The organism is Streptomyces sp. NPDC056738, assembly GCF_042790435.1.
Classification (GTDB): Bacteria; Actinomycetota; Actinomycetes; order Streptomycetales; family Streptomycetaceae; genus Streptomyces.
Genome location: NZ_JBHTZF010000007.1, coordinates 49,912 through 66,543, shown reverse-complemented (window position 1 = coordinate 66,543; position 16,632 = coordinate 49,912). Strand labels below are relative to the sequence as shown.

Annotated in this window: 14 protein-coding genes; 4 read left to right on the top strand and 10 right to left on the bottom strand. The window is 71.6% G+C overall.

Translation table 11 applies throughout. The annotated features are described in order from the left end of the window. Window positions 1-180: 180 nt before the first annotated feature. Complete coding sequence (locus ACFRIC_RS19650) at window positions 181-1,104, bottom strand: hypothetical protein (protein WP_382787331.1); 924 nt, start codon at window positions 1,102-1,104, stop codon at window positions 181-183. A gap of 236 nt (window positions 1,105-1,340) precedes the next feature. On the opposite strand from ACFRIC_RS19650, the gene ACFRIC_RS19645 reads away from it, so the two are divergent. Then, window positions 1,341-2,291, top strand: a complete 951-nt coding sequence (locus tag ACFRIC_RS19645) for a hypothetical protein (protein WP_382787329.1) — start codon at window positions 1,341-1,343, stop codon at window positions 2,289-2,291. 19 nt (window positions 2,292-2,310) lie between these two features. On the opposite strand, the gene ACFRIC_RS19640 is transcribed toward ACFRIC_RS19645, so the two are convergent. The 5 genes from ACFRIC_RS19640 to mce all read right to left on the bottom strand — a co-directional run bounded on the left by ACFRIC_RS19640 (window position 2,311) and on the right by mce (window position 9,885). Then, complete coding sequence (locus tag ACFRIC_RS19640) at window positions 2,311-3,078, bottom strand: ABC transporter permease (RefSeq protein WP_382787327.1); 768 nt, start codon at window positions 3,076-3,078, stop codon at window positions 2,311-2,313. Between the two features lie 2 nt (window positions 3,079-3,080). Then, window positions 3,081-4,067 carry an ABC transporter ATP-binding protein gene (locus tag ACFRIC_RS19635; protein WP_382787325.1) on the bottom strand — a complete coding sequence of 329 codons (987 nt, stop codon included), beginning with the start codon at window positions 4,065-4,067 and terminating at the stop codon, window positions 3,081-3,083. Between the two features lie 97 nt (window positions 4,068-4,164). After that, window positions 4,165-5,100 carry a cellulose-binding protein gene (locus ACFRIC_RS19630; protein ID WP_037624897.1) on the bottom strand — a complete coding sequence of 312 codons (936 nt, stop codon included), beginning with the start codon at window positions 5,098-5,100 and terminating at the stop codon, window positions 4,165-4,167. 260 nt (window positions 5,101-5,360) lie between these two features. Then, window positions 5,361-9,203 (bottom strand): polarized growth protein Scy, encoded by a 3,843-nt coding sequence (scy, locus tag ACFRIC_RS19625; RefSeq protein ID WP_382787323.1) that lies wholly within the window; start codon window positions 9,201-9,203, stop codon window positions 5,361-5,363. Between the two features lie 241 nt (window positions 9,204-9,444). Continuing rightward, a complete protein-coding gene (gene mce / locus ACFRIC_RS19620; RefSeq protein ID WP_382787320.1) occupies window positions 9,445-9,885 on the bottom strand; it encodes a methylmalonyl-CoA epimerase in 441 nt (146 codons plus the stop codon). 147 nt (window positions 9,886-10,032) lie between these two features. Here mce and ACFRIC_RS19615 point away from each other — a divergent pair, with 147 nt between their 5' ends. The 3 genes from ACFRIC_RS19615 (at window position 10,033) to ACFRIC_RS19605 (ending at window position 13,890) form a co-directional block, all read left to right on the top strand. Next, window positions 10,033-11,235: an acetyl-CoA C-acetyltransferase gene (locus ACFRIC_RS19615; RefSeq protein ID WP_355760401.1), complete on the top strand. Its 1,203-nt coding sequence runs from the start codon at window positions 10,033-10,035 to the stop codon at window positions 11,233-11,235. Window positions 11,236-11,275: 40 nt separating this feature from the next. Next, window positions 11,276-12,232 (top strand): methylmalonyl Co-A mutase-associated GTPase MeaB, encoded by a 957-nt coding sequence (meaB, locus tag ACFRIC_RS19610; protein WP_382788032.1) that lies wholly within the window; start codon window positions 11,276-11,278, stop codon window positions 12,230-12,232. 365 nt (window positions 12,233-12,597) lie between these two features. Continuing rightward, window positions 12,598-13,890, top strand: coding sequence for an MFS transporter (locus ACFRIC_RS19605; protein ID WP_382787318.1), 1,293 nt, complete (start codon window positions 12,598-12,600; stop codon window positions 13,888-13,890). 40 nt (window positions 13,891-13,930) lie between these two features. Here ACFRIC_RS19605 and ACFRIC_RS19600 read toward each other — a convergent pair whose 3' ends face one another. The 4 genes from ACFRIC_RS19600 to ACFRIC_RS19585 all read right to left on the bottom strand — a co-directional run bounded on the left by ACFRIC_RS19600 (window position 13,931) and on the right by ACFRIC_RS19585 (window position 16,593). Further along, window positions 13,931-14,407 carry a MarR family winged helix-turn-helix transcriptional regulator gene (locus ACFRIC_RS19600; protein ID WP_103550943.1) on the bottom strand — a complete coding sequence of 159 codons (477 nt, stop codon included), beginning with the start codon at window positions 14,405-14,407 and terminating at the stop codon, window positions 13,931-13,933. A 104-nt stretch (window positions 14,408-14,511) separates the two neighbouring features. Further along, the gene (locus ACFRIC_RS19595; protein WP_382787315.1) at window positions 14,512-15,312 is read right to left on the bottom strand and encodes an AIM24 family protein; all 801 of its coding nucleotides are present in this window, start codon (window positions 15,310-15,312) and stop codon (window positions 14,512-14,514) included. After that, window positions 15,309-15,959 (bottom strand): AIM24 family protein, encoded by a 651-nt coding sequence (locus tag ACFRIC_RS19590; RefSeq protein WP_382787313.1) that lies wholly within the window; start codon window positions 15,957-15,959, stop codon window positions 15,309-15,311. The genes ACFRIC_RS19595 and ACFRIC_RS19590 overlap by 4 nt, the downstream gene beginning before the upstream one ends. A gap of 1 nt (window position 15,960) precedes the next feature. Continuing rightward, window positions 15,961-16,593 (bottom strand): AIM24 family protein, encoded by a 633-nt coding sequence (locus ACFRIC_RS19585; RefSeq protein WP_382788030.1) that lies wholly within the window; start codon window positions 16,591-16,593, stop codon window positions 15,961-15,963. Window positions 16,594-16,632: the final 39 nt, after the last annotated feature.

Genomic DNA, 16,632 nt, shown 5'->3' with positions numbered 1-16,632 from the left:
TAAGGGTTAGGAGGATATCCGGGCGCCGACGGTTCCACTCAAGGGGAAGTAAAGTCGCGCCCATCGGCTGGTGAAAGATCCAGTAGAGCGCGAAGTTTCGTACCGGCGTTCTGTCAGGTACCCGTCTTTCCTGGCGAGGAGGGAAAGGCGAATTCACGCCGGTCCCTCCGGAAGGAAAACTCAGCCGCGGCCCGGCAGGGAATCGTCGAGCGGCGGAAGATCGTCGTACAGCCGCAGCTCGGCCGATTCGTCGAGGTAGGGCAGGAAGTCGGTCTGCGGCAGCACCCAGCCCTCCTCGCCGAAGATCAGCGTGCCCGCCTCGCGCAGCGACCGGTCGGCACCCGCGCGGCGCACCCACGTCGCCGGATCGGGCCCGAGCAGCTCGCGCAGCCGCCCGGAGGCCGCCAGCAGGGCCGCGAGCAGCTCGGACTGGTCGCCGCCGCCGGGGCGGGGCCGCCCGCTCTCCGGCTCGGCGAGCACGCCGTGCGCGCTGAAGTAGATGTACGCGCCGCCGAGCCGTTCCCCGGAGGGCATCGTCATCGCGAACGCGTCGCCGGGCAGTATCGCCCGCCGGTAGTCCGGGAACTCGGTGTCGTCGACGGCCTTGAGCTGCGTCGAGTCCAGCCAGGTCACCACGAGCGTCGTCTCGGCGCCCGGGTCCACGTACGGCGTCCCGGCCACGTAACCGGCCGGACTGATGTGTCCCGAGCAGCCCACGCCGATCCCGCGCACCCGCACCGGAACCATCGGCACCGTCGCCGGGATGCCCAGCCGGGTCAGCTTGTGGGCGACCTGCCCGGGGGAGGCGTTCGAACCGACGGCGATGACCGGGTGGCGCAGCCCGGTGCCCACCTGCCCCAGGTCGGCGAGGGCCTCGTCCAGCCGCTGCTGCGCCTGGCGCTCCTCCACGTACCACTCGCCGAGCCGCAGCGGCCGCACGTCGAGCTGGAGCAGCTCGCCGCCGGTCAGCAGGGACGGCTCGGTGGTGGGGCGGCCCGGATAGGTGAGGGGCTTCTTCGCGGGCACGTCGCTCAGGCCCAGCGCCTCCAGGCTTCGGTCCTTCGTCGTCACGGTGACGCCCTCCGGGGGTGGTGTCGCGCGCATGCCGGCACAGCCTTTCACGCGAGGTGGACCTGGGCCTTCATCCGAGGTCTACCCGGCGTGGGACCCGGTCTCCCCGGCTGAGCGCGGTTGGCCTGAACCGACACCGGGAATCATGTCGCTCCTATTGTATGGCTGAGGGCGAAATCGGTTACGGGGGAAGCAAGTTGGGGCTCGTGAGGCAAAGTCTGGCGCGGCTGGGACGGACCGGCCGCGGACCGGCGCATCCGCGCTATCGCATGTCCGTTCGCTGGTGGATCGCCGGACGCACCGTCCACGCCCTGCTGCTGATGACCCTGGGCGCGCTGGCCGTGCTCTCGGCCGTCGTGGCGGCGGCCTGGACGCTGACCGAGGACTCGCCGCGTTCGATGGCGGACCGTTTCTCCGACGGGGAGCGGCTCCTGGACCTCAGCCTCGGCGTGCTGCGCGCCTGCGTCGGCACCGACAGCCTCGACCCCGAGCCGGACAGCACCGCCCACCAGCTCCTCGCCACGCTCGCCTCCGTGACCGGCGCCCTGGTGCCCGCCGTGCTGCTGGGCATCGCCCTGATCAAGCTGTTCGCGCTGCGGCCCTTCGTCTGGCGGCGGCGGGCCAGCATCTCGCACGCCTGGACCGCCGACTTCCCGGGCTACTCGCGGCGGCACGCGGGCAGCGACCACGCCATCATCGCCGTCCGCTTCTACAACCGCTTCGACAATCTGTCCGTCGTCGACCTGCGGGCCCGCGCCCATCTGCGCTATCTGGAGCGCTCCCCGCACGACGGCAGTCTCGTCATCTACAAGCAGTGGCTGAAGGTCCTGGACGCGCAGGGCGACCCGGCCGACGAGCGGAGCTGGCTCGCGGTCGAGCGGGGGGCGCCCTTCACGGTCTGGATACCGGTCGAGGCGCCGGTGGCCGCGCTGCCGTTCCACCGGATCCAGGGCAAGGACCTGTCCCGCTCGTCCGGGGTGAAACTGCTCGTCCGGCTGACCGCGCGCACCGTCGGGCTCGGCACCGAGGTCGCCGACGAACGCTGGTTCGACCTGGAGGCCGGGGACTTCGAACTCGGCCGCTTCGTGCCGCTCCAGCCGGACCTGGGCAAGGACGTGTGGCAGTGGGACGGCTGGTCCGACTTCGACGGCCTGATCCACCCCGGCCCGGACGGCGACGGACCTCCCCCTCCCGGCCCTCCCGCACGCGACCCTTCCTGAGCCGCGCCCGTCCCGTCGTCTACGCGTCCCGCTTCTTGAGCAGCGCGTAGCCGCCGGCCAGGGCCACGGCCACCCACAGCACCATGATGCCGAGGCCGCCCCAGGGACCGTACGGCGTGTCGTCGATGGGTGTCACCACCCGCAGGATCCTGCTGCCGGCCTGGTCGGGGAGGTAGCGGCCGACCTTCTTGGTCGCGGAGACGGCGCCCAGGATGTTGGAGATCAGGAAGAAGAACGGCATCAGGATGCCGAGCGAGAGCATCGGGGAGCGCAGCATCGCCGCCACGCCCATCGAGAAGACGGCGATGAGCGTCATGTAGAGCCCCCCGCCGATCACCGCGCGCAGCACCCCCGGATCGCCGATCGACGTCCGGTGCGTGCCGAGCGCCGCCTGGCCCACGAAGAACGTGATGAAGCTGGTGATCATCCCGACCACCAGGGCGAGGCCGGCCGCCACCGCGACCTTGCTGAACAGGAACGTGCCGCGCTGGGGGACCGCCGAGAGCGAGGTGCGGATCATGCCGGTGCTGTACTCGTTGCCGACGACGAGCACCCCGAACACGATCATCGCGAGCTGCCCCAGCGTCATGCCCGCGAAGCTGATGAACGTCGGGTCGAAGGTGAGCCGGTCCTGCCGGCTCATGTTGTCGAACTCGTTGTTGGAGAGGAGCGAGATGAGCAGGCCCAGCGCGATCGTGACGACCGCCGCGAGGCTCAGCGTCCACACCGTGGACGAAACGGAACGGATCTTGGTCCACTCGGATTTGAGGACCTGGGTGGCCGCCATCGTCAGCCCTTCCTCCAGTCGCCGCCCCACTGCGGGGCGGGGGGCGTGTCCGGCGGGCTCGACGTGAGTTCCCGCTCCGGCGTGTCGGTGTGCGCGTGGTACTCCACCGACTCGGCGGTCAGCCCCATGAAGGCCTCCTCCAGCGAGGCCTGCTGAGGGCTCAGCTCGTGCAGCACGATCTGGTGCTGCGCGGCCAGCTCACCGATGTGCTCCGGCTTCCCGTCGTCCACCTCCAGCGCTCCGCCGCTCGTCTGGACGACCGTGATCCCCGCGCTCTTCAGCACGTCCAGCAGCCGCTCGCGCTGCGGGGAGCGCACCCGGACGTACGAGCGCGAGTTCTGCCGGATGAAGTCGGCCATCGAGGTGTCGGCGAGCAGTCTGCCCTGGCCGATGACGACGAGATGGTCGGCCGTCAGCGCCATCTCGCTCATGAGGTGCGAGGAGACGAAGACCGTACGGCCCTGGGACGCGAGGGATTTCATCAGATTGCGGATCCAGTGGATGCCCTCGGGGTCGAGGCCGTTGACCGGCTCGTCGAACATCAGGATCCGCGGGTCGCCCAGCAGCGCGCCCGCGATGCCGAGCCGCTGGCCCATGCCCAGCGAGAACCCCTTCGCCTTCTTCCTGGCGACCGCGGTGAGACCGACGGTGTCGAGGACCTCGTGCACCCGCGCCTTCGGGATGCCGTTGCTCTGGGCGAGGCACAGAAGGTGGTTGAAGGCGCTGCGGCCGCCGTGCATCGCCTTGGCGTCCAGCAGGGCGCCGATGTACTTCAGCGGGTCCTTGAGCCGGTCGTAGTGCTGTCCGTCGATCCGTACGTCGCCCGCTGTGGGACGGTCGAGCCCGAGCATCATCCGCATCGTCGTGGACTTCCCGGCGCCGTTGGGGCCGAGGAAGCCGGTCACGATGCCCGGTCTGACGGTGAAGGTGAGGTTGTTGACCGCCACCTTCTCGCCGTACCGCTTCGTCAGCCCCTCGAGCTCGATCATGCGGCCACGCTAAGACCGCCCCCGGGGGCCTGCCACTTGACACGACAAGGCCCGCGCCCTCGGAAGAGGGAACGGGCCCTGGTGTCGTGCCGTGCGGTTACCGGGACTGCTGCGCCGGAACCCCGCGGGTGATCGGCTCGTCCTCGGCCGGACCCGTGGCGGCGGCCACCGCGGCGCCCGTGAGCGTCGCGAGCATCTCGCGGACGTTCGTGAGCTGCGCGTTGATCGAGTCGCGACGGTTGGTGAGGGCGGCCAGCTCGCGCTCGGATTCCGAACGGATCCGGTCGGCCTTGGCGTTCGCGTCGGCCACGATGTCCTCGGCCTGGCGCTGAGCCGTCTCCACCGTCTGGCGGGCGCGGCGCTCGGCGTCCGTGCGCAGCTTCTCGGCCTCCAGACGGAGCTGCTCCGCGCGGTGCTCGATCTCCGCGAGGCGCTTCTCGGCCTTGGCCTGACGCGAGGCCAGGTCGCGCTCGGACTGCTCGCGGCGCTTGGCGAGGTTCGTCTCGAAGTCGGCGGCGGCCTGGGCGGCCTTGGCGCGGGTCTCCTCGAAGAGGGCGTCCGCCTCCTCGCGCTTGGACGCCGCGTCCTTCTGCGCCTCGGAACGGAGCTGGGAGGCGTCGCTCTTGGCCTTCTCGACGATCCGGACGCCCTCGTCCTCCGCCTTGGCCTTGCGGTCCGCGGCGAACGACTCGGCGTCGTTGCGCACCTGCTGAGCGGCCGACTCGGCGAGCTCGCGGTGCTGCTCGGACGCGCGACGGGCCTCCTCGCGCAGGTCCTTGGCCTCCTCCTCGGCGAGGCGGAGGATCTTCTCGACGCGGGCGCCGAGACCGGCGTACGACGGCTCGGCGTCGCTCACCTGGGCCTGGGCGTTCTGCGTTTCGAGATGGAGTTCCTCGATGCGCTTTTCGAGGGCGGTGATACGGGCCAGAGCGCTGTCACGGTCGGAGACGAGCTTCGAGATGCGTTCGTCCACCTGAGCGCGGTCGTATCCACGCCGCACAAGCTCGAAGCCGTAGGGGGAAGTGTCGCTCATGGGGTTCCTGTCGAATGAGACCGGTGAGGTGATAGGTGGAATCCTAGGGGGCAATGCGGTGTGTCATCGAGCGGATACGTGTTTGATCTGGAGAATGACACTCCTTTTGGGTGGCCGGCTGCCGGAAGGCTTGCCAGAACCTGTGACAAACGTCCCAGAAACCACCCGAATCCGGGCTTCCCGCCGGGGTGTACCCGGCGGACGCGCCCGGAGGGACGCCGCCTGACCCGCGACGGGCCCCGGGGCCCGTCCGCCGGGCCCTAGCTCTCCGACGCCTTGCCACCCGAACGCGCCGCCCCGGCGGCCGCCTTCACCCCGCCGTCCTTGCCGGCCCCAGGGACCTCGAAAGACTCCAACGCCTCAAGGACGTCCTGGACACGGGAGATCTCCGTGTTGATGTCCTCACGCCGGCGGACCAGGACCTCCAGGTCGCGCTTGCCCTCCTCGACGGCGGCCTTCGCCTCCTGAATGGCCTCCGACCTGATCTTCTCCGCCTCGGTGACGAGCGAGGACTTCTTCTGCTCGGCCTCCTTGAGCAGACCCTCGGCCTTGCGCACGGCGGCGATCCGGACCTTGCTCGCCTCGGAGTTCGCCTCCGCCACCAGGTCCTTGGCCTTCGCCTCGGCCTCCGCGAGCTGGTCCTCGGCGGCCTTGATCAGCGCGTCGCACCGGTCGCCCGCGTTCTTCATCGCCTCGGACGACTCACGGCGGGCCCGCTCGTGCAGGTCCTCGATCTCGGACGTGACACGGTCGCGCAGCTCCTCGGCGCGCTCCCGGATCGCCGTGGCGTCCCGGCGCGCCCCGACCAGCAGCTCGTCCGCGTCCGCGCGGGCCCGCTCCACGAGCGTGTTGCCCTCGACGGTGGCCTCGGAGACCAGCCGCTCGGCCTCGCCACGCGCCACACCGACCATCGTGTCGGCCTGCGACTCGGCGTCCGCCGTCGTCTTCTGCGCGCTCTGCTGCGCCTCCGAGAGCAGCTTGTCCGCCTCGGACGCCGTCTCGGAGATGAGCGTGTCGACCTGCTCGGCCGCCTCGGAACGCTTCTTGTTGGCCTCCTGGCGCGCCTCGTCCAGCAGCCGCTCGGACTCCTCGCGGGCCGCCGCCGTACGCCGTTCGGCCTCCTCCGTCGCCCGCGCCTTGAACCGCTCGGCCTCGGTACGGATCCGCTCGGAGTGCTGCTGGGCGGAACCGACCGCCTCGGCGGCCTCGGCGCGCAGCCGCTCCGCGTCGCCGGTCGCGTCCGAGATGAGCTTCTCGGCCTTGGCCACGGACTCGGCGCGTACCCGCTCCGCCTCGGCCGCGGTCTCGATCCCGAGCCGCTCGGCCTCCGCCGTCGCCTCCGTGATGAGCGTGTCCACCTGAGCGGCCGCGTCCGAACGCATCCGGTTCGCGTCCTCCCGGGCGTCGGCACGGGTGCGCGCGGCGTCCTGGTCGGCGTTCGCGATGGCGTCCGACACCTCGGTGCGCACCCGCTGGGCGTGGTCGGAGGCGTCCGAGCGCATCCGCTCCGCCTCCTCGATCGCCTCGGCGACCGTGCGCTCGGCCAGCGCGCTCGCGGCCTCCCGCTCCTCGTTGGCCTCGCGCCGCATCCGCGCCGCGTCCTCGCCGGCCCGCTCGCGCTCGGCGTAGGCGTCGGCGCGGACCCGGTCCGCCTCCTCCTGCGCCTCGGTGCGCGTACGGTCCGCCGCGTGCTCGGCGGCCGAGCGCAGCCCGGTGATCTCCTCCTGGGCCTGCTCGTGCAGCCCCGCCACCGAGTCCCGCACCTGCTGCGCGGTCTGCTCGGCGCTGGAGACCATCTCGGTCGCGCGCCGGTCGGCCTCCTCGACCAGCCGTACGGCCTCGGCCTGGGCCTCCTCGACCCGCTTGCGCGCGGACGCCAGCAGTTCCTCGCTCTGCTCGCGGGCCCGCTCGCGCTCCTGGTCGGCCTCCTGGCGCGCCGAACCGAGGGTCTCCTCGGCCTCGCGGCGGCGCCGGGCGGCCTCCTCCTGGGCGGCGGCCAGCGTCTCGGCACCCTCGGCCGCCAGACGCTCGGCGGCGGCCTGCGCCTCGCTCCGCACCCGGTCGGCGCTGTCCTGGGCCTCCGACTTGAGCCGCTCGGCCTCCGCGGCGGCCTCCGAACGCAGCCGTACGGCGATGGCCTCGCCCTCGGCACGGGACGCCGACGCGTCCGCAGCGGCCTCGTCGCGCCGCCGGTCGGCCTCCGCCTCGGCCTGGGCCTGGAGCGTACGGATCCGCTCGGCGGACTCCGAACGCAGCCGGTCGATCTCCTCGGAGGCCTCGCGGCGGATCCGCTCGGCCTCCGCGCGCGCGTCGGTCAGCGCCTGCTCGGCGGCGGCCAGACGCTCCTCGGCCTCCGTGTGCTGCCGGGCCAGCCCCTCGGCGGCCTCGGCCTGACGGGCCTCTATGGCCCGCTCGGTCTCCTCGCGCTGCCGCTCGGCGGCCCGCTCCGCGTCGGCCGCGATCGCCTCGGCCCGCTCCTCGGCCTCCGCGCGGTGCCGGTCGGCCTCCGCGCGGGTCCGCTCCAGCGTCTCCTCGGCCTGCCGGCGCAGCGTCGTGGCGCGCTCGATGGCCTCGGTGCGGACCTTCTCGCTGTCCGCCGTGGCGGCCTGGCGCAGCTCGTCCGCGTCCGCCTTCGCCTTGCCGAGCAGTTCCTCGGCGGTCCGGGCGCCCTCCTCGATCTGCTGGACGGCCTCGCGCCGGGCCTCGGCGCGGATGCGCTCGCCCTCGGCGACCGCGTCCGAACGAAGCTGCTCCGCGTCGCCGCGCAGCCGCCGCGCCTCCTCCTGGAGCTCGACGGTCTTGGCGCGGTACTCCTTGGTGTCGTCCTTCGCCGTGCCCTTGAGCTGCTCAGCGATGTCGTGTGCCTCGGCGCGCAGCCGGTCGGCCTCGGTCTCCGCCTCGGTGCGGATCCGCTCGGCCTCCTCGGAGGCCGCCTTCGTGGTCCGCTTGGCCTCCTCGGACGCCTTGTTCAGCACGTCCTCGGCGGTACGGGCCGCCTTGGCGAGCTGGGAGGCGGTCTCCTCGGCGGTGAGGCTGCGGGCGCTCTCCTCGGCCTCCGCGACGATCGTCTCGGCCTTGCTGCGGGCGTCCGCGACGATCTGTTCGGCCTCGGACTTGGTGGTCTCGGCCTCCTGGCTGGCCTCGCTGACCAGCCGGGCGACCTGCTCCTTCGCGGTCCGGGTGCGCTGTTCATTGACCGACTCGGCGTTCGCGATCGTCTTCGCGGCGGCTTCCTTGGCCTCGGTCAGGACCTTGTCCGCCTCGGCCTGCGCCTCGCGCAGCGCCGTCTCCGCGGCGCTCATCCGCTGCTCGGCGGCGCGGCTCAGCTCGCCGGCCTGACGGCGGGCGTTGTCCGACTCGCTCGCCGTGCTGCTGCGGAGCTGCTCGGCGTGGTCGGTGGCCTCCTGGGCCTGCGTCGAGGCGGCGTTCAGCAGCCGCTCGGCGTCCGTGCGGGCACGGCGCAGCAGCGCCTCGGCCTCCGCACGGGCGGCCTCGGCGTCGGTGGTGAGCCGCTGACGCGCCTCGGCGGTCACCCGCTCGGCCTCCGCGCGGGCGGCGGCGAGCGCCTGCTCGGCCTCGGCGCGCGACTCGTCCAGCAGCCGGCGGGCCTGGGACTCGGAGCGGGCGCGGAGCTGCTCGGCCCACGCCACGTTCTCGTTGACGTGCGACTCGACGGTCTGGCGGCGTTCCGCCAGCTCCTGGTCGAGCTGCTGACGCCGGGTGACGGCCTCCTGGTGCAGCTCGGCCTGGAGCCGGGCGGAGTGCTCGGCGTGCTCCTGGAGGAGACGCTGGGTCTGCGCCCGGGCCTGGCTGATCTCGCGCTCGGCGTCCACGCGGAGCTGGTCGGCCTGCATCTGGGCATTGCGGAGCATCTGCTCGGCCTGATAGCCGATGTCGGCCCCGTCGTAGGCAGGACGGGTCGCCAGACTGCGGCGCGCCTCGTGCAGCTTGGCGCGCAGCACCTCGACCTGATAGCCGCGGTCCTCGGCGTGCTGGACGGCCTTCTCCCGCTCGGTCTTCAGCCGTTCCATCTCGGCCTCGAACCGAGAGAGGTGGTCGACGTCAGCCGCCGGCTCTCGCTCCTGGCGTTCGTAGCCCCGCACTGCGCGGTCCCATCCGTCCCCTGGTCATGTAATTCCGAACGAGCACCGTTCTTCCGCCGAACGGGGCCCCCGGGGAATGGTGTCAGATCAACGGCGGAGCAAGGGCTGCTGCCCCGACGCTCGCCCCCCGAAACCTGGACCCCGGCCCTTGGTCCCGATCACCGCAAGGCGCCAGGACCACGGCCGTCCCCCGCGAAAGGCGACGGCCGAGCCCAACCCTACCGGCCCAGATATACGGAGGTCAGTGCTCAGGTGACTCAACCGCCGCCGAAGTGACCAGTTCTGTCAGTACGCCGTGGCAATCCTTGGGGTGCAGGAACGTGATCCGGGACCCCATGGACCCGGTCCGGGGCTGGTCGTAGAGCACCCGGACGCCCTTGGAGCGGATGTCGGCGGCGTCACCGTCGACATCCGCGGTGCCGAAGGCGATGTGGTGCACGCCCTCGCCGTTCTTGGCCAGCCACTTGCCCACGGCCGAGTCCTCGCGGGTGGGTTCCAGGAGCTGGAGGTAGGAGGCGCCGCCGTCGGACGTCTCGTTGATCTTGAGCATGGCCTCCCGCACGCCCTGCTCTTCGTTGACCTCGGAGTGGAAGACTTCGAAGCCGTACGTCGCACGGTAGAACTCGACAGTCTTGTCGAGGTCGAAACAGGCGATCCCGATGTGGTCGATTCGCGTCAGCATGGAGTCAGTGCAGCGCTCCCGGCGTGGTTACGCAACGTGCGCGCGATCACACTGCGGGCCGGATGACGGGTGGCCTACCGCTCAGTACATTCTCAGTAAACCCTCGTTCACTCCTCGGCTGTGCAGCCGGTAAGGGGATCGCACCTCATGTCTGGAACGAACAGCAACACCTCGGTGATCGTCGCGGGCGCCCGAACGCCCATGGGACGACTGCTGGGCTCGCTGAAGTCCTTCTCCGGGGCCGACCTCGGCGGCTTCGCGATCAAGGCGGCCCTCGACCGCGCCGGCATCGGCGGCGACCAGGTGCAGTACGTGATCATGGGCCAGGTGCTCCAGGCCGGGGCAGGGCAGATCCCGGCGCGCCAGGCCGCCGTCAAGGCGGGCATCCCCATGAACGTCCCGGCCCTCACCATCAACAAGGTGTGCCTCTCCGGCCTGGACGCCATCGCCCTGGCGGACCAGCTCATCCGCGCCGGCGAGTTCGACATCGTGGTCGCCGGCGGCCAGGAGTCCATGACGAACGCCCCGCACCTGCTCCCGAAGTCCCGCGAGGGCTTCAAGTACGGCGCCATCGAGATGCTCGACGCCATGGCGTACGACGGTCTGACGGACGCCTTCGAGAACATCGCCATGGGCGAGTCGACGGAGAAGCACAACACCCGTCTCGGCATCCAGCGTCCGGTGCAGGACGAGATCGCCGCCCTGTCCCACCAGCGCGCGGCCGCCGCCCAGAAGAACGGCCTCTTCGAGGCGGAGATCACACCGATCGAGATCCCGCAGCGCAAGGGCGAGCCGGTCGTCTTCAGCAAGGACGAGGGCATCCGCGCCGAGACGACCGCCGAGTCGCTCGGCAAGCTGCGTCCCGCCTTCGCCAAGGACGGCACCATCACCGCCGGCAGCGCCTCGCAGATCTCGGACGGCGCGGCCGCCGTGGTCGTGATGAGCAAGGCCAAGGCGCTGGAGCTCGGCCTGGAGTGGATCGCGGAGATCGGCGCCCACGGCAACGTGGCCGGCCCGGACAACTCGCTCCAGTCGCAGCCCTCGAACGCGATCCTGCACGCCCTCAAGAAGGAGGGCCTGGAGGTCGAGGACCTCGACCTGATCGAGATCAACGAGGCGTTCGCGGCGGTCGCGGTCCAGTCAATGAAGGACCTCGGCGTGTCCACGGAAAAGGTGAACGTCAACGGCGGCGCCATCGCCCTCGGTCACCCGATCGGCATGTCCGGCGCCCGCCTGGTGCTGCACCTGGCCCTCGAACTGAAGCGGCGCGGCGGCGGCGTCGGCGCGGCCGCCCTGTGCGGCGGCGGCGGTCAGGGCGACGCCCTGATCGTGCGGGTGGCCAAGGCCTGACCCGCGTTCGACCGACCGACCTCTCGTGAACGGAGCTGTGATGCAGGACGTCTCCTCGCTGGTGACCCAGGCCAGGGAAGGACGGCCGCGGGCGGTGGCCCGGCTGATCTCCCTCGTGGAGGGAGCGGCACCGCAGCTCCGTGAGGTCATGGCCGCGCTGGCCCCGCTGGCCGGCAACGCGTACGTGGTGGGCCTCACCGGCTCGCCCGGTGTCGGCAAGTCGACCTCGACGTCGGCGCTGGTGTCGGCCTACCGGCGGCAGGGCAAGCGGGTCGGCGTCCTCGCCGTCGACCCGTCCTCGCCGTTCTCCGGCGGCGCGCTGCTCGGCGACCGCGTCCGGATGTCCGACCACGCCTCGGACCCGGGCGTCTACATCCGCTCGATGGCCACCCGCGGGCACCTGGGCGGGCTGGCCTGGGCGGCCCCCCAGGCGATCCGCGTCCTGGACGCGGCGGGATGCGACGTGATCCTGGTCGAGACGGTGGGCGTCGGCCAGTCGGAGGTGGAGATCGCCTCCCAGGCCGACACCTCCGTCGTCCTCCTCGCCCCCGGCATGGGCGACGGCATCCAGGCCGCCAAGGCGGGAATCCTGGAGATCGGCGACGTGTACGTCGTCAACAAGGCCGACCGCGACGGGGCCGACGCCACCGCCCGCGAGCTCAACCACATGCTCAGCCTCGGCGAGTCCCGGGGGCCGGGGGACTGGCGGCCGCCGATCGTCAAGACGGTCGCCGCGCGCGGCGAGGGCATCGACGAGGTCGTCGAGGCCCTGGAGAAGCACCGGGCGTGGATGGAGGAGCGCGGCGTGCTCGCCGAGCGCCGGCGCGCGCGGGCGTCCCAGGAGGTCGAGACGATCGCGGTCACCGCGCTGCGCCGCCGCATCGGCGACCTCCACGGCGACCGCCGCCTGAGCGCCCTCGCGGAGCGCATCGTCGCCGGCGAACTCGACCCGTACGCGGCGGCGGACTCCCTGATCGAGGGCCTGAAGGAAGCCTGACCCGTACCGGGTGGGTACCGCTTCGGGCGCGGGTGCGTCCTCCCGCTCCCGGGCCGGGCGACGCGCCCCGGCGCGCTGAGGCGCGAAGCGGTGCGCCGCACACGACCGAGTGCACCCACCGGACGGCACGCCCCCTCGCGGGGCGACTCGACGCGGTAGGCCGGGGATGCCCCGGGAGACGGCGCGCCGGGGGAGCGCGGGCGAAAAGGCCTGGCCGGCTTGTCGTGGGCGCTGTTACGTTGAGGGCATGTTCCTTCTCTTGGCGTAGGCGCCGCTCAGGCCCGCGACGTGGACACGGCACCGTGGCCGTGGCGTCGCGGCACTCCGGCGACCCTGTCCCGCCTCGGTGTTGAGGAACTCCACCCATGTCTGCGTCACCCACGCGGCCGTCCTACGCCGCGCTCTTCCGCATGCCCCACGCCCGCCGCACCTTCGCGGCGGCCATGACCGGCCGTCTCTCGTACGGCGTCGTCTCCCTGGCCATGATGCTCACCACGACCCGCGCCACCGGTTCGTACGCCGTGGCCGGCACGGTCATGGCGCTGTTCGGCGCGGCGAGCGTCTTCCTGTCGCCCGCACGGGCGGCCTTGATCGACCGGTACGGCGCCCGCCGTGCCCTGATCCCCATGGCCTCGCTCTACGCGGGCCTGCTCACGGCCTTCGCGGTCACCGCCTGGCGCCCCGGCGCCCCCGTCCCGGCGATCGGCGTGCTCGCGGTCGCCGCGGGTGCCTGCACCCCGCCGCTCGGCCCCACGATGCGCGCCGTGTGGGGCGAAGTGATCCAGGACGAACGGTTGTTGCAGCGCGCCTACAGCCTGGACGGCGTCGTCGAGGAGATCCTCTTCGTCTCCGGCCCCCTGGTCGTCGGCGCGGTCGTGCAGACGGCACCGCCCGCCGCCGCGGTCGCGCTCAGCGCCCTGCTGGTGTGGTCGGGAACCCTGGCGTTCGTCCTGTCCCCGCTCGTGGCGGGCGTCCGTCCGCCCGCGGCGCGCACGGAACGCGGGCGGGGGCCCGGCGGGCGAGGCGGCCGGGCCCTGGGGCGGGCCCTGGCCCGGCCCGTCGTCGTGGCCGCGGGCGTCGGCCTCTCCCTCGGCGCGGTCGACCTCCTGGTCATGGCCTTCGCCGAGCGCCACCATCACGGCGGGGGCGTGGTGGCCTGGGTGCTCGCCGCGCTGTCGCTGGGCAGCGCCCTGGGCGGGCTGCTGAACGGCGCGGTCGACTGGCGCGCGGCCCCCGGCGTACGGCTGCCGCTGCTGGCCGGCGCCCTCGGCCTCGCGCTGCTCGGGGCGGGGCTCGCCCAGAGCCTCGGGGCGCTGGCGGTGGCCGTCGCCTGCGCCGGCTTCTTCGTCGCCCCGGCCCTGACGACCTCGTACCTGATGGCCGACGCGGCCGCTCCGCCGGGCTTTCGCACCCAGGCCGGCGCCTGGGTCAACACCGCGGTGAACGCGGGCGGTTCGGTGGGCACCGCAGGTGCGGGCCTGCTGGTGGGCCGGTTGCCGCTGGGGCTGTGCTTCGCGGTCTCGGGCGCGGCCGCGATGGCGGCGGCCCTGAGCTGCGTGCGGAACGCACGGACCCCGCGTCCGGGTGCGGACGCGGGGAACCGTGCGGGCGACGGTGCGCGGCCCGAGGTGACGGACGGCGCGCGACTGTCCGGCTGAGGACCGCCGTCGGGACCGGGCCACGACGACGTGCCCGGTCCTACGGCTTGCCGCGCTGCCCCAGCAGGTGTTCGGCGATCGGACGCAGCGACTTGTGCAGGTCCTCGAGCGCCTCGGGTGACAGCAGGTCGATGAAGTGCCGTCGCACGGACGCCACATGATGCGGGGAGACCTTCTTCATGGTCTCCATGCCGTGCTCGGTGAGGACCGCGTACAGCCCCCGGCGGTCGGACTCGCAGTTCTCCCGGCGCACCAGGTCCGCGTTCTCCATGCGCGTGATCTGGTGCGAGAGCCGGCTCTTGGACTGGAGGGTGGCGGACGCCAGATCGCTCATCCGCATGCGGACGCCCTCCGACTCGGAGAGGTTCACCAGGATCTCGTAGTCGTTCATCGTCAGCCCGAACGGCTGAAGGTCCCTCTCAAGCTGGTACGTCAACAGCCTGTTGACCTCCAGGTGGGTGCGCCAGGCGCACTGCTCCGCATCGGTCAGCCAGCGCGTGGCCGTCTCGGTCTCCATGAATGAAGTCTACCTAAAATGTTGAAATGCGAACTAGTGAGGGGTTGTGTGACCGTGCGCACGTGTTCGATGTGCGTTCGACGTCACACTCCGCAGACTACCGCTCACAGCCCGAAGCGACGCTGGAGGTCCCCGAGCTGTCCGGGAAGGCGCGGTGCCCCCGCCTGCTGCCCGTGCTGACCGGGCGCCCCTCCCGCGCCGGGCACTCCCGCCTGGTGCGGGACCGCCCCCGTGGCCTGCTCCGCCATCAGGATCTCGGTGGACTGGAGCAGCACCGTGCCCGCGCCCACGAACTCGAACTGATGCTCCTCGCCGGAGGCCCCTCCGAGGCCCGTCATCGCACGTAGACCGCCCATCACGCCTGTCATGTACCCGTGGTCGTAGTGGTGGCACGGGGAGGGGCAGTCGGCCCAGCCCACGAGGGCCTGCGGGTCCACCCGGATCGGGGGTTCCATGAACACCACCGGACCGTTGGACGCGGCCACGAACTTGCCGGTTCCGATCAGTGTCAGAAAGCCCGGCACGATCGACTGCTTGAGCGCGAGACTTGGCTGAAAAGCGAGCAAGTTGCCGGAGCGAATGGTCAGGTTGCCGTCGTCGAGATCGTACGAATTCACGTCGAAGGCCCGGTCGGCGAGCAGCATCTTGCCCGAACCCTGGGCCACGACCCAGTCGCTCGCGTGCAGTGGCGAATGGAACGACGTACGGACAAGACGGTCAAGTCGACCGTGTCCGATGCCGTTGAACTCCATCGATCCGTAGTAGGCGATCATCTTGCCCTTCTGCAGGAACCACTCGCTCCCTTTGAGCTCCACGCAGAAGGTGTAGTTGTTGACGTTGTCGTCGACCGGCAGCGACATCGGATCATGGATCACCGGACCGCCGGGGGCTCCGTACCCGCTCACAGCTTCTCCTCCGAGGCCTGGACGTACACCGAACCGCTGCCGCTCAGCTCGAGCTGGAACGCCTCGCCCGAACCGCGTCCCACCATGTCGCGCCAGCCCAGCGCCGTGGACAGCTTGTTGCGCACGTCGCCGTGGTGGGCCACGTACGCCTGCGGGTCGACGTGCACCGCGCGCTGCGGAGTGATCGGGACCTCGAAGACGCCGCCGTGCGCCATGACGGCGACGGCCCCGTGCCCCTTGAGCGTGGTCGTGAAGAGCCCCTGCCCGGTCACCTGACCCCGCACCATGCCCATGACGCCGCCCTGCGAGCCGAGGAACATCGTGCCCTGCTGGAGCGTCCCGTCGAACGCCAGCAGCCGGTCCGCCTCCACGTACAACGTGTCACCCGTGAGGCTGATCACGTGCACGTGGTGGCCGCCGTGCCCGAAGAGCACCGTGCCCGAACCCTCCACGGTCATCAGGGGGGTCGCCTCGTTGGCCAGGCGGCGGCCGATCATCGACATCACCCCGCCCTGCCCGCCCTGGATGTTCGGGGTGAACGACACCTCGCCCTTGTACGCGAGCATCGCGCCGCGCTGACTGAACAGCCGCTGCCCCGGCACGACCGTCGCCTCGACCATCTTCGAGTTCACCTCGCGGAACGCCATCTCACACATCCCCCGCGATCGTGTTGCGCTCACTGGGCTGGACGTAGACCAGACCGTCGCCCTCGAAGCGCATCTGGAACGCCTCGCCGCCGCCCTCCCCGAGGAACGTGCGGAACGTCACACCGGACTGCAGCGACTGCCGCACGTTGCCCTGGTGCGCGATGTAGGCCCCCGGGTCGACCGTCAGCGGGTACTGCGCGCTGACCCGCAGGACCACCGCGGGCCCGTCCGACATGATCGCCGCCTGGCCGTGGCCCTCGACGGTGGTCGTGAACAGACCGTTGCCCTGCGAGGCGCCGCGCAGGCCCGTGAACGTCGTGCCCGTGCGCAGGCCGGCGTCCGTGGCGAGCAGATTGCTCGACTCCACGTACAGCTTGTCCCCCTGAAGGGCCACCAGATTGATCTCCGAGGCCCGGTCCGCGAACCAGCAGGTGCCGTGCCCCTTCACCTCCATCACCGTCATCTGCTCGCCGGTGAGGCGCCGGGTCACCATCCCCCGGAGTCCCTCACCGCCCCCGCTGAGCTTCTTGAAGGCCATCTGGCCGTCGTACGCGACCATGGAGCCGTTCTTCGCCTTCACGGCGTCCCCGGTCATGTCGACGGCCAGCACCTTGCTGCCCTGAAGTCGAAACATCGCCACGCAGTGAAGGTAGCCGCACGGCCGGAGCACCGA